This window comes from Sphingomonas tagetis (assembly GCF_024211275.1).
Classification (GTDB): Bacteria; Pseudomonadota; Alphaproteobacteria; order Sphingomonadales; family Sphingomonadaceae; genus Sphingomonas; species Sphingomonas tagetis.
In genome coordinates, this window is record NZ_JAMLDX010000025.1 from 1 (window position 1) to 15,646 (window position 15,646).

Genomic DNA, 15,646 nt, shown 5'->3' on the forward strand with positions numbered 1-15,646 from the left:
TCCTTCGGCGATGGGTGCCTGGAAGGACGGTAAAACTATGCCGAGCCGGCTACCTCAAAACCCTGGGAAAACCGCGCGATCCTGCGTCCGCTCGGCATAGTCAGGCGCTCGGCATAAACCCCCTTATGCCGCGCGCGGCATAACGGAGTGTAGCTCGTGACGGTGAGAAGCACCGTGTGCAAAAGGCTTTCTGTTGTCTGATGTAGGTCAAAAGCTGCCTGCTTGGTGTGCCCCCGGTCGATAAGAAAGCGCGCGGCCTCGAACCTCTTCATCGCACCGGGGAACCACTCTTCAAAATACTCCTTCGCAAGCGCCAGCGCCTGTTCCGGGGTCTTCGGCTTGGGCTTGTGAAGCTCGGTATCGTCGCTTTGATAGAGCGCGATCCCGTCGCGGGCGATGTCCATGAAGAAGTAGCGGCCATGGGCAAGACCATCATTCACTTCTTGCAAGGAATGGACGATGAAGTTGACCGGTGTGTGGAGCGTCCTGGTGAGGGACAGCTCGCGGATCAGCCGCTCCTCAGCACGCTGCCAATAGGCGACGCGGTCGGTCAGCTCCTTCTGGTTGACGATCACCAGCAGATCGAAATCCGACTGATACCCTTTGGCGGTGTGCGGCTCGTCGACCCAGCCGCCACGCGCATAACTGCCGTAGAGGATGACCTTGAGGATACGGCCGAGCCTGCGATCGCCGGTGGGATTTCCGCGCGCATCCTCGAACTCCTCGAAGAGGATCTGGACAACCCGCTCCAGATCGCGCTGCTTGGCGGGCGGTAGATGGTCGAGGTCGGTGCGCATTCGTAGCAATCCCTAGCGGTAGCGTCGCGGCAATGCACCGCTGGAATGCGTATTGCGCAGTTCTGGCGTCATCTAAGGGGCGGTCTGGAGCAATGCGGCCAGCGCTTCAGCGAGAACCTGCCGACCTCGTATACCGGCAACTGCATTCCGCTTGACGGTACCTTGGTGGTTGCGTCTCGTGACCCATTTAAAGCCTGACGTAGGAGCACCAGTTTACCCTGGACTGAATCGTGGCGCAGGGGGATCGACCGAGTCAGAATAGGCGGACACCGGAAAACAATTGCGGTAGCAGCCGCGAAGCGCCGTTTTACATACTGGGGGGCGAACGTCGCTTGGGATTGCCTACGAGACTGCAGAAGATCCAAATAAACCCTCCGTCCAGACGCCATCCTGCGGCTCACCGGCGTGATCGTCGATGCACAGTGTCAAAAGGCAGCCGTAAGTGCGGACGTACCATCCTCCGGGTGCTAGGCCTCGATACAATCACCGATATCGAGCTTCCGAGTGTGGGCAGCAGCTCATCAGTTCAAATCGCTGGTGACCCCTACGGGAATCGAACCCGTGTTTCAGCCGTGAAAGGGCCGCGTCCTAACCGCTAGACGAAGGGGCCATAAAGGCGAGCGCGCGCACTAGGCCAAGGCGCGCGCGGTGGTCAAGGGGGTTTCCATTGGAGGGGTATCTCCCCGGCGAAGGGTTGCCCCCTCTTGCTAAAAAAATGGCGGCCAGAGCCGCCATTTCGATTTTACGGTTGAATCCGGTCAGTTGCTGTCGGAATCGTCCGAGATGATCAGGATGCCACCAATGATCGCGATGATCGCTATTGCCGGGATCAGGAAGCCGCCTACGCCTTCGTTGCTATCACCTGCCATCGAGGCAGCACGGACAGCGCCGCTGCTGGACAGGCTGAGGGACTTCGCCGAGTTCGCTTGAGCAACTCCTGCGCTGGCGAGCAGAAGGGCCGCGCTTGCACCCGTGAGGAAATTGTTGAGGTTCATCTGTAAGTCTCCGTGCGCAACGCTTATGTCGCTGTGCCGCGCGTAAGCTCATCAGATTTACAAGTCACTAACGCATCGTATGATACGCGGCGGAACGAGTGACGACCACGATTTTTCGTGTATTCGCTCATTCGGATCGCTCCCGAAAGCGCATGCACGAGGTTTTGCCTTCAGCGTAGGAGCTAATCCGCCCAAGCGGCGTCATCGAGATGGATTTCCGCCGCGGGCCTCGCCCCCCAGTCGTCGATCTTCGCGCGCCCCGCCACCCACAGCCGCCGGTCGCGCGGCGCACCGAGCAGCGCCATGCCGAGTGGCGTCTCGGCCGCGCGGAACGCCACGCATTTGATGCTGCGGCCGTCCTCGCCCGACACGATCGCGCGGACATGGCCATTGCCGACGATATCGCACTTGACGATCCGCACCGGCCCGGCGGCGACGCGCGGCGCGGGCCAGCCCATGCCATAGGGTCCGCCCGCTTCCATCGCATCGACCAGTTCGGGATTGACGCCGCCGGGCGCCAGCACCGCGTCGAGCAGCAGCGCGCGCTGGCCCGACACGCGCTCGACTCCCTCGGCGAGCTTGGCATCGAGGAACGCCGCGAACTCGGCGATCATGTCCTCCGCCACCGTGACGCCTGCCGCCATCGCATGCCCGCCGCCAGCGATCAGCAGACCGGCTTCCTTGGCGGCGATGATTGCGGCACCCAGATCGATGCCCGAGATCGAGCGGCCCGACCCCTTGCCGATGCCATCCTCGCCGATCGCAATGACGATCGCCGGGCGGCCGAACTTCTCCTTGAGCCGTCCGGCGACGATCCCGATTACGCCGGGATGCCAGCCCCGCGCCGCGACCACTGCGACTGCGCCATGCGTTTCGATCGCTTCGGCCGATTGCTGCACCTCGCCCTCGATCGCACGGCGTTCCTCATTGAGCCGGTTGAGCTCTTCGGCAATCACGCGCGCCTCATCGGCATCCTCGGTCGTCAGCAGCCGCACGCCCAGATCCGATTTGCCGACTCGCCCGCCCGCGTTGATCCGCGGCCCGAGCGCGAAGCCGAGATCCGTGCAGGTTGGCGCGCGCGTCAGGCGGCTGGCTTCGATCAGCGCGTTCATCCCGACATTTCGCCTTTGCGCCATGACCTTGAGACCCTGCGCCACGAATGCGCGGTTGAGCCCCTTGAGCGCAGCGACGTCCGCCACCGTGCCCAGCGCGACGATGTCAAGCAGGTCGAGCAGCCGCGGCTCGGCCCGATCGCCGAAAAAGCCGCGGCCGCGCAGCACGCGAACCAGCGCCGCCCCCAGCAACCAGGCGACACCGACAGCGGCGAGATGGCCGTGCGAGCGTCCCTCCTCCTCGTCGAGGCGGTTAGGATTTACCAGCGCCAGCGCCTTTGGCAGTTCCGACGCGCATTTGTGATGATCGACGACGATCACCTCGGCGCCCGCCGCATTCGCCTCGGCGAGCGCGTCGAACGCCATCGCGCCGCAATCGACCGTGACGATCAGGTCCGCGCCCTCGCGCTTCAAGCGCACCAGCGCCTCGCCGGACGGGCCATAACCCTCCATCAGCCGATCGGGAATGTAGGCGCGCGGGTCGAGGCCGAGGTCGCGCAGCAGCCGGATCAGCAGCGCCGCCGACGTCGCGCCGTCGACGTCATAGTCGCCGAACACGGTCACCGCCTCGCCGCGAGTCACTGCGTCCGCCAGCCGCTCGGCCGCCTTGTCCATGTCGCGGAAGATCGACGGGTCGGGCATGAAGGCGCGGATGCTGGGGCTTTTGTGCGCCTCCAAGTCCTCGCGTGCGCAGCCGCGCGTCAGCAGCAATTGCGTCACCAGATCGTCTGGCGCGAAGCCCGGGTCGCGCGCATCCGCGGCCAGTCCGCGCCAGCGCCAAGGCTGGCCGAGGATCGACGAATGGACATTGAGGACGGAGGTCATTGGATCGGCTTAGTTGGTTCCGGGACACAGCGCCACTGCGGCGCGAACGGACGCGTGTCACCGCGCCACGCGATCCAAGCGGCTATCAATGCCTAAGGCGGCGGTGTAAGGAGACAATTCGCAGCTCAAATGATTGAGCGGCCCGCAATGGAGAGGTGGGGGCGATGCGAAAAGGTGCAGCTGACCCCGGTTTATGAGCGTATCGATGGAAGTTCGCGAATTGATTGCATTTGGGCTGATTGGGGCCGGAGCCGTGAGCGCCGCAGTCACCTTCGCAATCCTGCGTCGTCGGGCCTATTGGCGTAAACTCCGAATGGCAGGGGACGGCAAGGCGAAGCGGAGAGAGCTCCGCCGCTGACGCCGTTCGCCACGAAAGGCGGGATTTTTCAGTCTTCCAGAATTTTGCTGTGGTTCCGTGTGTCGCGCATCCGCAGGTACACGACCAGCGAGATGCCGATCATCGCGGTGACATAGCAGTAAAAGCCCTGCTCGAACCCGCGGCCCTTGAACCACAAAGCCACATATTCCGCCGTCCCGCCGAAGATCGCATTGGCCAGCGCATAGGGCAGGGCGACGCCGAGCGTTCGGATATGCGCGGGGAACAGCTCGGCCTTCACCACCGCGTTGATCGAGGTGTAGCCGGTGACGATCACCAGCGCGCCGAGCATCAGCGCGAACGCTGTGAACGGGCTCTGCACCGTCGCCAGCGTGGTGAAGATCGGATAAGTGCAGATCACGCCCAGCACGCCGAAGCTGACCATCAGCGGCTTGCGTCCGATTCGGTCCGAGACGGCGCCCGCGAGCGGCTGGATGCACATGAACACGAACAAGGCCGCGGCGTTGATCTCCGACGCGGTCTCGCGGTCGAAGCCCGAGGTGTTGACCAGGAACTTCTGGAGGTAGATCGAATAGGCGTAGAAGGCGAGCGTGCCGCCGGCGGTGAGCGCCATCACGAGGCAGAACTCGCCCGGATGCTCGCGCAGCAGCGCCAGCGCGCCACTCTTGCGCCCCTCGGCCTTGGCATTGTGGAAGCTCTGCGTCTCGGCGAGCCCGCGCCGCAGCCAGAACACGATCACCGCGAGCGCGCCGCCGATGAAGAAGGGGATACGCCAGCCCCAGCTCTCCAGCGCGGCCTCGCTCATCGAGGCTTGCAGGATCAGCAGCACCGTGAGCGCGATCAGCTGGCCCGAGATCAGCGTCACATATTGAAAGCTCGAGAAGAAGCCGCGATTCTTCCTGCCCGCCATCTCGGACAGATAGGTCGCGCTGGCGCCATATTCGCCGCCGATCGAGAGCCCCTGGATCAGCCGCGCGAAGACGAGCAAGGCGGGCGCGGCCCAGCCGATCGACTCATAACCCGGCGTCACCGCGATCAGCAGCGATCCCGCGCACATCAGCGACACCGACAGCGTCAGCCCCGCCTTGCGCCCATATTTGTCGGCATAGACCCCCATCAGCCAGCCGCCGATCGGCCGCATCAGGAAGCCGACCGCGAACACCGCGGCGGTGTTCAGCAGCTGGGTGGTCTGATCGCCCTTGGGAAAGAAATGCGGCGCGAAATAGAGGGTGAAGGCGGCATAGGCGTACCAGTCATACCATTCGACCAGATTGCCCGCCGACCCGCCGAGGATCGATTTGAGGCGCTGCTTGGTGTCGAATGTGCTCGGCTCGGCCATCTCACCCCCGTCACCCCGGCCTCGTGCCGGGGTATGCCGTGAGGCATGCGATGGACGAGCGGCTCAAGTCCAGCCCTTGCCGCGCGGCGGACCCCGGCACGAGGCCGGGGTGACGACGGAGACCTTGAGACGGCCGTCAGAACAGCCCCGGTACCTCGCGCTGCGCCGTGCTCGGCCGTTCGGGGCTGAGCAGCTCCATCTCGGTCCGCAGCTTGATGCTGTCCGACTGCGCCGAATCGCCCGGCGCGCTGGTGATCACCGCGCCGCAGCTGCGCCCGGCGAGGAAGTCGAGTGCCGACTTGGTCGAGGCCTCGAGCGGATCGCCCAGCTGGCGCGTGACGTCGTCCGCCGCCTGGCAGGTCGCGCCCATGAACGGCGCGAGCCCGTCATAATAGGCGCCCTGATGGTTGGCATTTTCGAGCGCGAAGGCGATCACGCGAAGGCGGTCGTCGCACGCCGAACGGTCGAGCGCGATCTGGCCGACCGGCTTGCCGTAAGTGTTGGTACCGACCAGAGCCGCCCGGTTGCCGAGATAGGGGACGAAGGTGTTCATCACCAATTCGCTGGCCGAGGCCGATCCGGTCGTGCCGATGAACGCCACGCGAGTCGGTGCGATCGACTGGCTCTGCGGCGCGAAATAGACCGTCTCATTCTCCACCGCCTTGGACGGGCGGAAGGTGACGTAGTTCGCGACGGTAGAGGTCGTCCTGTCGCGGCCCATCAGATTGTTGACGAGGTCGGCGATCGAGACCAGCCCGCCGCCATTGTAGCGCAGGTCGACGATCACCTCGGTGATGCCCTGTGCGCGGAAATTGGCGAAAGCGTTGCGCAGCGGCGTCTCGGCGGTGTTGATGAAGGTGCGCAAATTGACATAGCCGACCTTGCGTCCGCCATCGTCGATCACCTTGGCGCCATAGCGTGACGATACCGGCGTCAGCTCATAATCCGCCTTGGTCACGGTCAGGTTGCGCGTGCCCGCGGCATCGGTGACGCGCAGCACGCGGCTGGTCCCGGCGGTCGACGGGCCGAGCGCGTTGGTGATGCCAGCGCTGCCTTCGCTGGCAAGGATGTCGCTGACGGTGCGCAGCGTGCTGACGCTGATGCCGATCGAGAGGATTTCGGTGCCGCGGTCGATTCCCGCGGTCAGCGCCGGGGCGCCCTCGAACGATTCGCTGACGAACAGCCGACGCGCGGCGGTGTCGATCGAGAAGCGCACCCCGAATCCCGCGCTTGAGCCGGAATTATAATAGGCATTCTCCTCGGCGATCGAGGTGATGTAGGTGAAATAGCGGTCCTTGCGCTGCGCCCGCGCGGTCGCGGTCAGCGCGTCGATGAACGACTGCACATCGGCATAGGCCGCCGGGTTGATGCTCGCGGGCAGCGTCTCGGGGAAGAGATACCATTCGTTCATCTGCGCCTGCACCCAGTCCTTGCGCGCGCTGAGCGAGCAGGTGCTGGCAACCGGCGTAGGCGTCGGAGTCGGCGTGACGGCGGCGCCGCCACCGGTAATCGAGCCGCTGCCGCCACCGCCGCCACAGGCGGACAACAAGGCAAGGGCGGCGGTGGCCGCGGTCAGGCGCGCGGGAAGCGAACGGAACTGGTACATGATGCAACCATCTTAGCTGAAGGTGCTTGCTGGGTCAGCAGCAAAAATTCCCTTCTAAATTCCGAAGCTTAACCTGCGATGTCCGGGTGGGTGAGGAGGGTGTAATCTATATGGCGATCCGTCGCCCGCGCCGCCGTCCAAGGGCTTATAAAGGATGAGCAGCGGCGCGGCTGCCTGGCGGCTGTGGCTTTGGCGTCACGGTGCGGTCTCGTACCGCCGCCTTTGCCTTGTCTTTCGGGACTCTCCCTGCTAGTGGCGCGTCCCAACGCCCGGGGCCTATGCTTCGGCGACCCTATCTCTATTGATATGATTCGGAGTTGAGACGGACTTATGCAAATCATCGTTCGCGACAATAACGTCGACCAGGCACTGCGCGCGCTCAAGAAGAAGCTGCAGCGCGAGGGCGTTTATCGCGAGATGAAGCTGCGCCGTCACTACGAGAAGCCCAGCGAAAAGCGCGCCCGCGAGCGTGCTGCAGCGGTTCGCCGTGCGCGCAAGCTCGAGCGCAAGCGCATGGAGCGCGACGGCGCCCGTTAAGGCCTGTCGGATCGCCACCTGTCGCGCGCGATGGGTGGCGTGAACTTTGTGACTTTTCGCCGCGGCCCGCTCGCGGAATCCAGGATAGCTGATCCATGTCGTCCGTGACCGCCGTGCCGATTCCGCCGACCAAGCGCAGCTATCTGGCGTGGCTCTGGATCGGCGTGATCGCCGCGGTGCTCGCCGCGGTGGCGCTGGCCTGGGTCGGGACGTCGCGAGTCGTCGCCGAAAAGGGTGACAACAACGCCTTCCTCGCCTGGAACAAGGGTCAGTCGGGCGTGGTCGAGACCTCGACCGGCCTGCAATATGAAGTGATCCAGGAAGGCGAGGGCGCGAGCCCGACCGACAGCGACGTCGCGCTCGTCATGTACAAGGGCATGCTGCGCGACGGCAAGCAGTTCGACGCGAGCCAGCAGCCGACGCCGCTGCCGGTCGCCGGCATGATCCCGGGCTTCAGCGAAGCGCTCAAGGTCATGAAGAAGGGCGGCAAGTACCGCATCTGGATCAAGCCCGAGCTGGGCTATGGCGCCGAAGCGCGCCGCGACCCACAGGGCCGCGAGGTGATCCCCGCCAATTCGCTGCTGGTGTTCGAGGTCAACATGATCGAGTTCCTGCCGATGAGCGTCTATCAGCAGATGATGCAGCAGCAACAGCAGGGCGGTATGCCCGGCGGCCCGCCTCCCGGCAGCCCGCCTCCGGGCGGTCAGCCCAAGGGCAACTGAGCCGCGTCGAGCCAGGCCGCGAGCTTGCGGGCTTCGTCTGGCGAAACGTGCAGGCCCAGCTTCGAGCGGCGCCACAGGATATCGTCCGCCGACCGCGCCCATTCATGGGCCATGAGGTAGCGGACTTCCCGCTCGCTAAGCCCCGCGCCGAATTGCTCGCCCAGATCGCCGCCTGTCCGGGCATCGCCAACGACGTCGAAGGCACGCGAACCATAGCTGTGAGCGAGCCGGTCGATCGTAGCGGTGTCGAGAAACGGCGCGCGTTTCGCCAGGCCCGCGATCAGGCCGGCCAGCCCCGCTTCTCCGAGATCGCCGCCCGGCAGCACCGCCTGTCCGGTCCAGGCCGGACCCAGTTCGGGTAGAAACGCACGCAGCTTGTCCAGCGCATGCTCGGCGAGCGCGCGGTGGGTGGTGATCTTGCCGCCGAACACCGACAGGATCGGCGCGTCGCCCGCCGCATCGTCCACCGCCAGCACATAGTCGCGGCTGATCTTCGAGGGATTGGCCTGCGCATCGTCATAAAGCGCGCGAACTCCGGCATAGCGCCACACGACATCTTCCGGCGCGATCGCCCGTGCGAACCAGCGGTTCACCGCCTCGCAGAGATAGGCGGTCTCCGCTGCGTCGATCTCGACCCGGTCGGGCGCGCCGTCCCACGGCACATCGGTCGTGCCGACCAGCGTGAAGCGGCGCTCGAAGGGAATGGCGAAGACGATGCGCCCATCGGGTTGCTGAAGCAGATAGGCATGCTCGCCCTCGAACAAGCGGGGGACGACGATATGGCTGCCCTTGACCAGCCGCAGCCGGTTGCCTGTTGCCTTTGCCGTTGCAGCGCCGAGCAGACGATCGGCCCAGGCGCCCGTCGCGTTCACCAGCGCCCGCGCGGTGACGGTTTCGGCGGTGCCGTCGCGCCCGAGCAGTTCGGCGCGCCACAGCCCGCCCTCCCGTCGGGCCTGTACCAGCCTCGTATAGCCCGCGATCCGCGCGCCACGCGCCGCCGCGTCCTGCGCGCACGCGACCACCAGCCGCGAATCATCGCCCCGGCAATCCCAGTAGAGAAAGCCCTTTTCAGCATCGGTCCGCAGCGGCGCGCCGTAGATCGAGCCGGGCAATTTGAGAGCACGCGAACGCGGCAGGCTCGAGCCGAGACCCAGCATATCGTAGAGCCACAGCCCCGCCCGCATCATCCAGGCCGGTCGCATCGCGCGGTCATGCGGCACCGCGAATTGCAGCGGGCGGATGAGATGCGGCGCCGCCGCCAGCAGCCGCTCGCACTCGGCGAGCGATTCGCGCACCAGCCGGAACGCATATTGTTCGAGATAGCGCAGCCCGCCATGGATCAGCTTGGTGCTGGCCGACGAGGTGTGCGCCGCGAGATCGTCCTGCTCGACCAGCAGCACGCGCGCGCCGCGGCCAGCGGCATCGCGGGCGATCGCCGCGCCGTTGATCCCGCCACCTGCGATCAGGATGTCATAATCGGCGGAGGTCATGCCGAAGGGCTAACATTCCGGGCACCATGCGCAACCTCGATTGCGCCGCCCGCACTTGCCGCCCGATTGCAAAAAGCGCACTAGGCCCGGCCGAGGGGCCGTCGCCCCGCGGAGCACAACGTGTTCGACGCATTCGACCCGATCGTCCTGGCGCGCATCCAGTTCGCGTTCACGGTCAGCTTCCATTTCATCTTCCCCGCCTTTTCGATCGGGCTCGCCAGCTATCTGATGGTGCTCGAAGGGCTTTGGCTGAAGACCGGCCGCGACCTCTATCTCGACCTCTTCCGCTTCTGGATAAAGATCTTCGCCGTCGCCTTCGCCATGGGCGTCGTGTCGGGCATCGTGATGTCCTACCAGTTCGGTACCAACTGGTCGGTCTTCTCGGACAAGACCGGACCAATCCTCGGGCCGCTGATGGCCTATGAGGTGCTGACCGCCTTCTTCCTCGAAGCCGGCTTTCTCGGCGTGGTGCTGTTCGGGATGAAGAAGGTGGGGAAGGGGCTGCACTTCGCCGCGACCTGTATGGTCGCGCTCGGCACCTTCATCTCGGCCTTCTGGATTCTCAGCGTCAACAGCTGGATGCAGACCCCGGTCGGCTATGCGGTCAACGCGGCAGGCCAGTTCGTCCCCGCCGCGCCGTGGATCGAGATCGTCTTCAATCCGAGCTTTCCTTACCGCCTCGTCCACACCGTGATCGCCGCCTATCTCACCACGGCGCTGGTGGTCGGTGCGGTCGGCGCGTGGCATTTGCTCAAGGACAAGGGCGACGCGCACGCCCGGAAGATGTTCAGCATGGCGATGTGGATGGCGGCATTGGTCGCGCCGGTGCAGATCTTCGCCGGCGACCTCCACGGCCTCAACACGCTCGAGCATCAGCCGCAAAAGGTGATGGCGATGGAGGGCCATTATCAAAGCCATCCCGACGGCGCGCCGCTGATCCTGTTCGGCATCCCGAACGGCAAGGAGAAGCGCGTCGATTACGCGATCGAACTGCCCAAGGCCTCGTCGCTGATCCTCAAGCACGATGCCAATGCACCGCTTGCCGGGCTCGACACCATCCCCGATGCGGACGAGCCGCCGGTATGGATCGTCTTCTGGTCGTTTCGAATCATGGTGGGCATCGGCATGCTGATGCTCGCGCTCGGGGCGTGGAGCCTGCTCGCGCGGCTGCGGCGCAAGCTCTACGACTGGTCCTGGTTGCACCGTGCCGCGCTGGTGATGGGGCCGTCGGGTTTCGTCGCGGTGATCGCCGGCTGGGTGACGACCGAGGTTGGGCGGCAGCCCTTCACCGTCTATAATCTGCTGCGCACCGCCGACAGCGCCTCGCCGCTCGCCGCGCCGGCGGTGGGGGCGTCGCTGATGGCGTTCCTCCTCGTCTATTTCGCGGTGTTCGGCTTCGGCACCTGGTACATCCTCAGGCTGATGCAGAAGGGCGCGCAGCCGCACGAACCCGAGATCACCGACGACGCGCCGATCCGCACCGCCGGGATCACCCCGGGACCGGCGCAGAAGCCGGAGGGCAACCCATGACCCCCGACCTGACCCTCGCGACGATCTGGGCGTTCCTGATCGCCTTCGCCGTCTTCGCCTATGTCGTGATGGACGGGTTCGACCTCGGTATCGGCATTCTCTTCCCCGCGTTCGAGGTGGGAGCCGAGCGCGACAAGGCGATGAACTCGATCGCGCCGGTGTGGGACGGCAACGAGACCTGGCTGGTGCTCGGCGGCGGAGGCTTGTTCGCGGCATTTCCGCTCGCCTACGCCATCGTGCTGCCCGCGCTCTATCCGCCGATCATCGCGATGCTGCTGGCGCTCGTATTCCGCGGTGTGGCGTTCGAGTTTCGCTGGCGCGATCCGGAGCATCGCCGCTGGTGGGACTTCGCCTTCACCGCGGGCTCGTTCATGGCGGCGCTCAGTCAGGGAATCATCCTTGGCGCGCTGTTGCAGGGGATCAAGGTCGCCGGCCGCGCCTATGGCGGCGGCTGGCTCGACTGGCTGACCCCGTTTACGCTGCTGACCGGGATCAGCGTAGTGGCGGGCTATGCGCTGCTCGGCGCGACCTGGCTGATCTGGAAGACCGACGGGCGCGGGCAGGACCATGCCTATCGGCTCGCTGGCTGGTTCGGCCTCGCGACGCTGGGCGCGATCGCCGCGGTCAGCGCCGCCACGCCGTTCCTCTCGCACAGCTATTGGCAGCGCTGGTTCGACTTCCCGCACGTGCTGGCGACCGCGCAGGCTCCGCTGCTGACCGCGATCATTGCCTTCGCTTTCTACCGCTCGCTCAAGAAACGGCGCGAGGCGCGGCCATTCTTCCTCGCGCTCGGGCTGTTCCTGATGGGCTTCGCGGGGCTTGGGGTCAGCATCTGGCCCTATGTCATCCCGCGCAGCGTCACGATCATGGACGCTGCCGCACCCGCCGCGAGCCAAGGCTTCATGCTGGTCGGCGCGGGCATTCTTGTACCGATCATCCTCGCCTACACCTCCTGGTCCTATTGGGTTTTCCGCGGGAAGGTGGGCGTCGAGGGCTATCACTGATGACGGCGGACACGCCCGGACCGTTGTGGAAGCGGCTTACCTGGCTGGTGGCGATCTGGGGGGCGAGCGTTGCCGCGCTCGGCGCCGTGGCCATGCTCATCCGGTGGTGGCTGCGCCCCTGAGTTTCACTCCGCCGGCGAAAGCTCGCCCCCGCTATTGGCGTCGATGCTCGAGTGCGGAGGGTACAGGCAAATCGCGATGCTGAGCACCAGCGGCCAGAATAATGTATACCCGATATCGCTCAGCATATCGTGCCAGCGCCACGAGCCGTGATTGATCCGGTCGATGGTCTCGTTGGCCAGTTCCACACCCAGCACGGCGAGCAACGGTACGAACGTGCCCATAGACCGGCGCGTCACCAGCCTTGCTACCAGTAGGATCAGCAACCCGGCATGGATGTGAAGGACAGTATCGGCGAACCCGCTGTAATTGGCGAGCGCCTCTTTGAAAGTGGCATAGAACAGCACGGAGCACGCTGCCTTTTGGTACGCAAAACAGAATTCCGGCCGCCGCAAGGCCGCCGTCACCACAGCAACCGCTCTGGCTCAGTTGCTGTCCGAATCGTCCGAGATGATCAGCACGCCGACGATGACGGCGATAATCGCGATGGCCGGTATGAGGAACCCGCCCTTGGCTTCGTTGGCGTCGCCCACCGCGGTGGCAGCGCGGTTGTCCGTCAGTCCGGTCACCGAGAGCCTGGCTGCCGAGGGTGCTGCCAGGGCCGGTGCCGTGGCCAGTGAGAGCGCAGCGAGCGCTGCAAGATAGTTCGTAGTGCGAATTGGTCTGCTCCTACTTTTGGGGAGGGCCGAATCGTGGATGCGGCGTCCAACGCAAAGCAAAGACCGAATAGAAATTTGCTGCAAGTGCGAAATGATATGCAGGGTTGCGGCGTGCATGGACTGTGACAGACTGATTTGGTATTTTCACTTTTCGCCCTGCGAGATGATCAGGCGTTACCGTGCCGAGGGCGGCAGCAGCTTGCGCCAATCGCCGTCGAGCGGCTGGTTGCGCTTGGCGAGAAAGGGCGGCGGGGCGGGCGGGGCGCCTGGGCGGGTAAACCTGGCTGCCTCGCTTACTGCCAGATCGATGCGGTCGCGAAGGGGCGGATGCGACCGGCTGCGGACGATACCCGCCATCAGGCGAGGACCCGCCTCACGCCAGAAGCGAGCCGCCGTATGGGGCGAATAGCGTGCGCGTGCGAGCAGGTGCACGGCAAGAATATCAGCCTCGATCTCCGTCTGGCGGAACAGCCCGACATTGCGCCCGAAGCCCGAAGCGAATCCGAACTCGGCGCCGGCCGCAGCAAGCCGTTCGCGATGGCGCAGGATGTTGTGCGACAGCTCATGCGCGACGACCGCCGGCAGCAGATCGCCATCGATCGCTTCGAGATATTTCGAGGTGATCTGGACGAGCTCGCCATTGGCGCGAGCGTCGAAACTGTTGCCGATCCGCAACTCATAGCGGGAAAAGCACGCGGCGACGGGCTGGACCCGCACCGCGATCCGCCGGCCGGCCCGGCTGAGCGTCAGATCGATCGGTGCAGTCGGCGGGAGCGCGGCGAGTTGCTGATGGAGTGCGGCGAGTTGGGCGGTCGATGCCTCGCCTGCGGGCGCTGGCGCAAGTGCCGTTCCGTTGATGGCCATGAGCGTGTCGTCGGCCCGGACACCCGCCTGCACCGCGGGGCTTCCGGGGACCACGCCCTCCACCCCGACCGGCCCTGCCAAGCCGAAATGCGCACGAATGCCATCACGCGCGGGCGGCGCATATTGCGCCAGTGTATGCAGCTGAAGGCCGGTGCCGGGCTCCAGCCGGTCGCACAGCGGGGCACCCGCCACGCTCAGCCTGAACCCGATCGAGGCGAGCTGGAGATCGGCCACGCGAAGCGCCTCCAGCATCGCTGTTTCGATCGTTGATTGCGCATAAGCTACAGGAATCAGCGCGGTCGACAGCGCTATTGCGGCGCAACCCAGACGCCATCCGGACATGCAGGACGCTCGACTCATCGAGGAGGCTATGCACGATCATGGTTGCGTGCGGAAGCGTTGTCCCGCTATCGCGCCAGCAACTATTGGCCCCTGTATCTCATGCTTCGTCGACTTTTCTCTGCCTTCTCGAAGAATGTGCCCGGCACCGCGGTGGGTTCGATTCCGGACGGCCGCCGTATCTATGCCGTCGGGGACATTCACGGGCGGCTGGATTTGCTCGATCGTCTGCTGGCGCAGATCGAGGCCGATGACGCGGCGCGTGCGCCAGCGGACACGGCTGTCATCTTTTTGGGCGACCTGATCGACCGCGGCCCGGATTCGGCGCAGGTCGTCCAGCGGCTGCTCGACCTGTCGCTGCGCAGTAGCAAGGTGCGGTTCCTGCTCGGCAATCACGAAGAGGTGTTTCTGAAAGCGCTGGACGGTGAGAAGGGCGCTATGTCATTTTTCCTCCGGATCGGAGGCAAGGAAACCGTGTTGAGCTATGGCATCAGCGAAGCCGATTACCGGGCGGCCGACTATGATTCGCTGACCGGGATGTTGCAGTCGCAGGTGCCACAATCGCACATCGAATTCCTGAGCGGGTTCGAGAATCTAATCCAGATCGGCGATTATGCTTTTGTCCATGCCGGCATCCGTCCGGGTGTGCCGCTGGCCGAGCAATCGCCGGCCGCGCTAAGGTGGATCCGCGAGGAATTTCTCGGCCATCATGGCTCGCTGGAGAAAATCATCGTCCATGGCCATACGATCGCCGACGAGGTCGAGGAGCGCCAATGGCGTATCGGGATCGACACCGGTGCATTCGCGACCGGCAAGCTTACCGCGATGGCATTCGAGGGCGCGGCGCGGTGGGTGTTGCAAACGAGTGAAAACGAAAAGGATTTTTAACGCCTTGCTACACATGCTGCCATGCGGTAGGGCTATGAGAGTCTGATTTCACGGCGTTTGCGGCCCTGCCCGAATTCGCTGAAGGATGTTGGCGTAAAAAAAAGGGAGTTAGAACACATGCGGTTCGCGAAAATGATGATGGCAGTTGCTGCCTGCTCGCTGGCCACTGCGCCTGCGCTGGCGAATTCGGCGTCGAAGCTTTCGATCTCGGGTGACTCGGCTCGCGCGGCCACCGTTGCTGGAGAGTCGAACGAACTGCGTGGCGGGTTCATCATCCCGCTGGTCGCGGTCGTTGCGATCATCCTGGGGGTCCTCGCGGCGACCTCGGGCGACAGCCATCCCGACAGCCCATAATACATAATTGCTGAAAAAGGGCGGCGGCCTAATGGCCGCCGCCCTTTTTTTGTTGGCTCGGGATGGGTTTGGCTTCAGACCGGCTCACGTCGCAAATGGTGTGCCATTGATTTGTAGATCACGCATGT

General features: G+C 64.8%; 16 protein-coding genes and 1 tRNA gene. 7 read left to right on the forward strand and 10 right to left on the reverse strand.

Translation table 11 applies throughout. The features are described 5' to 3' along the window. Window positions 1-35: 35 nt before the first annotated feature. The 6 genes from M9978_RS20915 to M9978_RS20940 all read right to left on the reverse strand — a co-directional run bounded on the left by M9978_RS20915 (window position 36) and on the right by M9978_RS20940 (window position 7,011). The gene (locus M9978_RS20915; protein ID WP_254296752.1) at window positions 36-797 is read right to left on the reverse strand and encodes a nucleotidyltransferase domain-containing protein; all 762 of its coding nucleotides are present in this window, start codon (window positions 795-797) and stop codon (window positions 36-38) included. 535 nt (window positions 798-1,332) lie between these two features. Further along, window positions 1,333-1,407 (reverse strand) — tRNA-Glu (locus tag M9978_RS20920). 148 nt (window positions 1,408-1,555) lie between these two features. Next, the gene (locus M9978_RS20925; protein ID WP_254296755.1) at window positions 1,556-1,792 is read right to left on the reverse strand and encodes a hypothetical protein; all 237 of its coding nucleotides are present in this window, start codon (window positions 1,790-1,792) and stop codon (window positions 1,556-1,558) included. A gap of 182 nt (window positions 1,793-1,974) precedes the next feature. Continuing rightward, a complete protein-coding gene (gene recJ, locus M9978_RS20930; RefSeq protein WP_254296759.1) occupies window positions 1,975-3,729 on the reverse strand; it encodes a single-stranded-DNA-specific exonuclease RecJ in 1,755 nt (584 codons plus the stop codon). A 386-nt stretch (window positions 3,730-4,115) separates the two neighbouring features. Then, complete coding sequence (locus M9978_RS20935) at window positions 4,116-5,405, reverse strand: MFS transporter (RefSeq protein ID WP_254296762.1); 1,290 nt, start codon at window positions 5,403-5,405, stop codon at window positions 4,116-4,118. 136 nt (window positions 5,406-5,541) lie between these two features. Beyond that, a complete protein-coding gene (locus tag M9978_RS20940; protein WP_254296765.1) occupies window positions 5,542-7,011 on the reverse strand; it encodes a S41 family peptidase in 1,470 nt (489 codons plus the stop codon). A gap of 330 nt (window positions 7,012-7,341) precedes the next feature. On the opposite strand from M9978_RS20940, the gene rpsU reads away from it, so the two are divergent. Both rpsU and M9978_RS20950 read left to right on the forward strand, forming a co-directional pair. Next, window positions 7,342-7,548, forward strand: coding sequence for a 30S ribosomal protein S21 (gene rpsU, locus M9978_RS20945; RefSeq protein WP_010162663.1), 207 nt, complete (start codon window positions 7,342-7,344; stop codon window positions 7,546-7,548). Between the two features lie 95 nt (window positions 7,549-7,643). Further along, on the forward strand, window positions 7,644-8,270 hold the full coding sequence (locus tag M9978_RS20950) for an FKBP-type peptidyl-prolyl cis-trans isomerase (RefSeq protein WP_254296768.1): 627 nt from the start codon (window positions 7,644-7,646) through the stop codon (window positions 8,268-8,270). On the opposite strand, the gene glpD is transcribed toward M9978_RS20950, so the two are convergent. Then, the gene (gene glpD / locus M9978_RS20955; protein ID WP_254296770.1) at window positions 8,252-9,760 is read right to left on the reverse strand and encodes a glycerol-3-phosphate dehydrogenase; all 1,509 of its coding nucleotides are present in this window, start codon (window positions 9,758-9,760) and stop codon (window positions 8,252-8,254) included. The genes M9978_RS20950 and glpD overlap by 19 nt on opposite strands. Before the next feature lie 120 nt (window positions 9,761-9,880). On the opposite strand from glpD, the gene M9978_RS20960 reads away from it, so the two are divergent. The 3 genes from M9978_RS20960 to M9978_RS20970 are packed head-to-tail and all read left to right on the forward strand — an operon-like array spanning window position 9,881 to window position 12,416. Further along, on the forward strand, window positions 9,881-11,290 hold the full coding sequence (locus M9978_RS20960) for a cytochrome ubiquinol oxidase subunit I (RefSeq protein ID WP_254296773.1): 1,410 nt from the start codon (window positions 9,881-9,883) through the stop codon (window positions 11,288-11,290). Next, window positions 11,287-12,294: a cytochrome d ubiquinol oxidase subunit II gene (gene cydB / locus M9978_RS20965; RefSeq protein ID WP_254296776.1), complete on the forward strand. Its 1,008-nt coding sequence runs from the start codon at window positions 11,287-11,289 to the stop codon at window positions 12,292-12,294. Before M9978_RS20960 ends, cydB begins: the two co-directional genes overlap by 4 nt. Beyond that, a complete protein-coding gene (locus M9978_RS20970) occupies window positions 12,294-12,416 on the forward strand; it encodes a DUF2474 domain-containing protein (RefSeq protein ID WP_254296779.1) in 123 nt (40 codons plus the stop codon). The genes cydB and M9978_RS20970 overlap by 1 nt, the downstream gene beginning before the upstream one ends. Window positions 12,417-12,419: 3 nt before the next feature. Here the strand turns inward: M9978_RS20970 and M9978_RS20975 are convergent, their stop codons facing one another. From M9978_RS20975 to M9978_RS20985, 3 genes are all read right to left on the reverse strand, one after another. Further along, a complete protein-coding gene (locus M9978_RS20975) occupies window positions 12,420-12,761 on the reverse strand; it encodes a hypothetical protein (protein WP_254296782.1) in 342 nt (113 codons plus the stop codon). 78 nt (window positions 12,762-12,839) lie between these two features. After that, a complete protein-coding gene (locus M9978_RS20980; RefSeq protein WP_254296785.1) occupies window positions 12,840-12,983 on the reverse strand; it encodes a hypothetical protein in 144 nt (47 codons plus the stop codon). Window positions 12,984-13,247: 264 nt separating this feature from the next. Beyond that, complete coding sequence (locus tag M9978_RS20985; RefSeq protein WP_254296787.1) at window positions 13,248-14,189, reverse strand: M48 family metalloprotease; 942 nt, start codon at window positions 14,187-14,189, stop codon at window positions 13,248-13,250. A gap of 189 nt (window positions 14,190-14,378) precedes the next feature. Here M9978_RS20985 and M9978_RS20990 point away from each other — a divergent pair, with 189 nt between their 5' ends. Together M9978_RS20990 and M9978_RS20995 are read left to right on the forward strand one after the other, a co-directional pair. Then, window positions 14,379-15,164, forward strand: coding sequence for a metallophosphoesterase (locus tag M9978_RS20990; protein WP_254296790.1), 786 nt, complete (start codon window positions 14,379-14,381; stop codon window positions 15,162-15,164). A gap of 117 nt (window positions 15,165-15,281) precedes the next feature. After that, window positions 15,282-15,518 (forward strand): hypothetical protein, encoded by a 237-nt coding sequence (locus tag M9978_RS20995; RefSeq protein WP_254296792.1) that lies wholly within the window; start codon window positions 15,282-15,284, stop codon window positions 15,516-15,518. The last annotated feature ends 128 nt before the right edge of the window (window positions 15,519-15,646 follow it).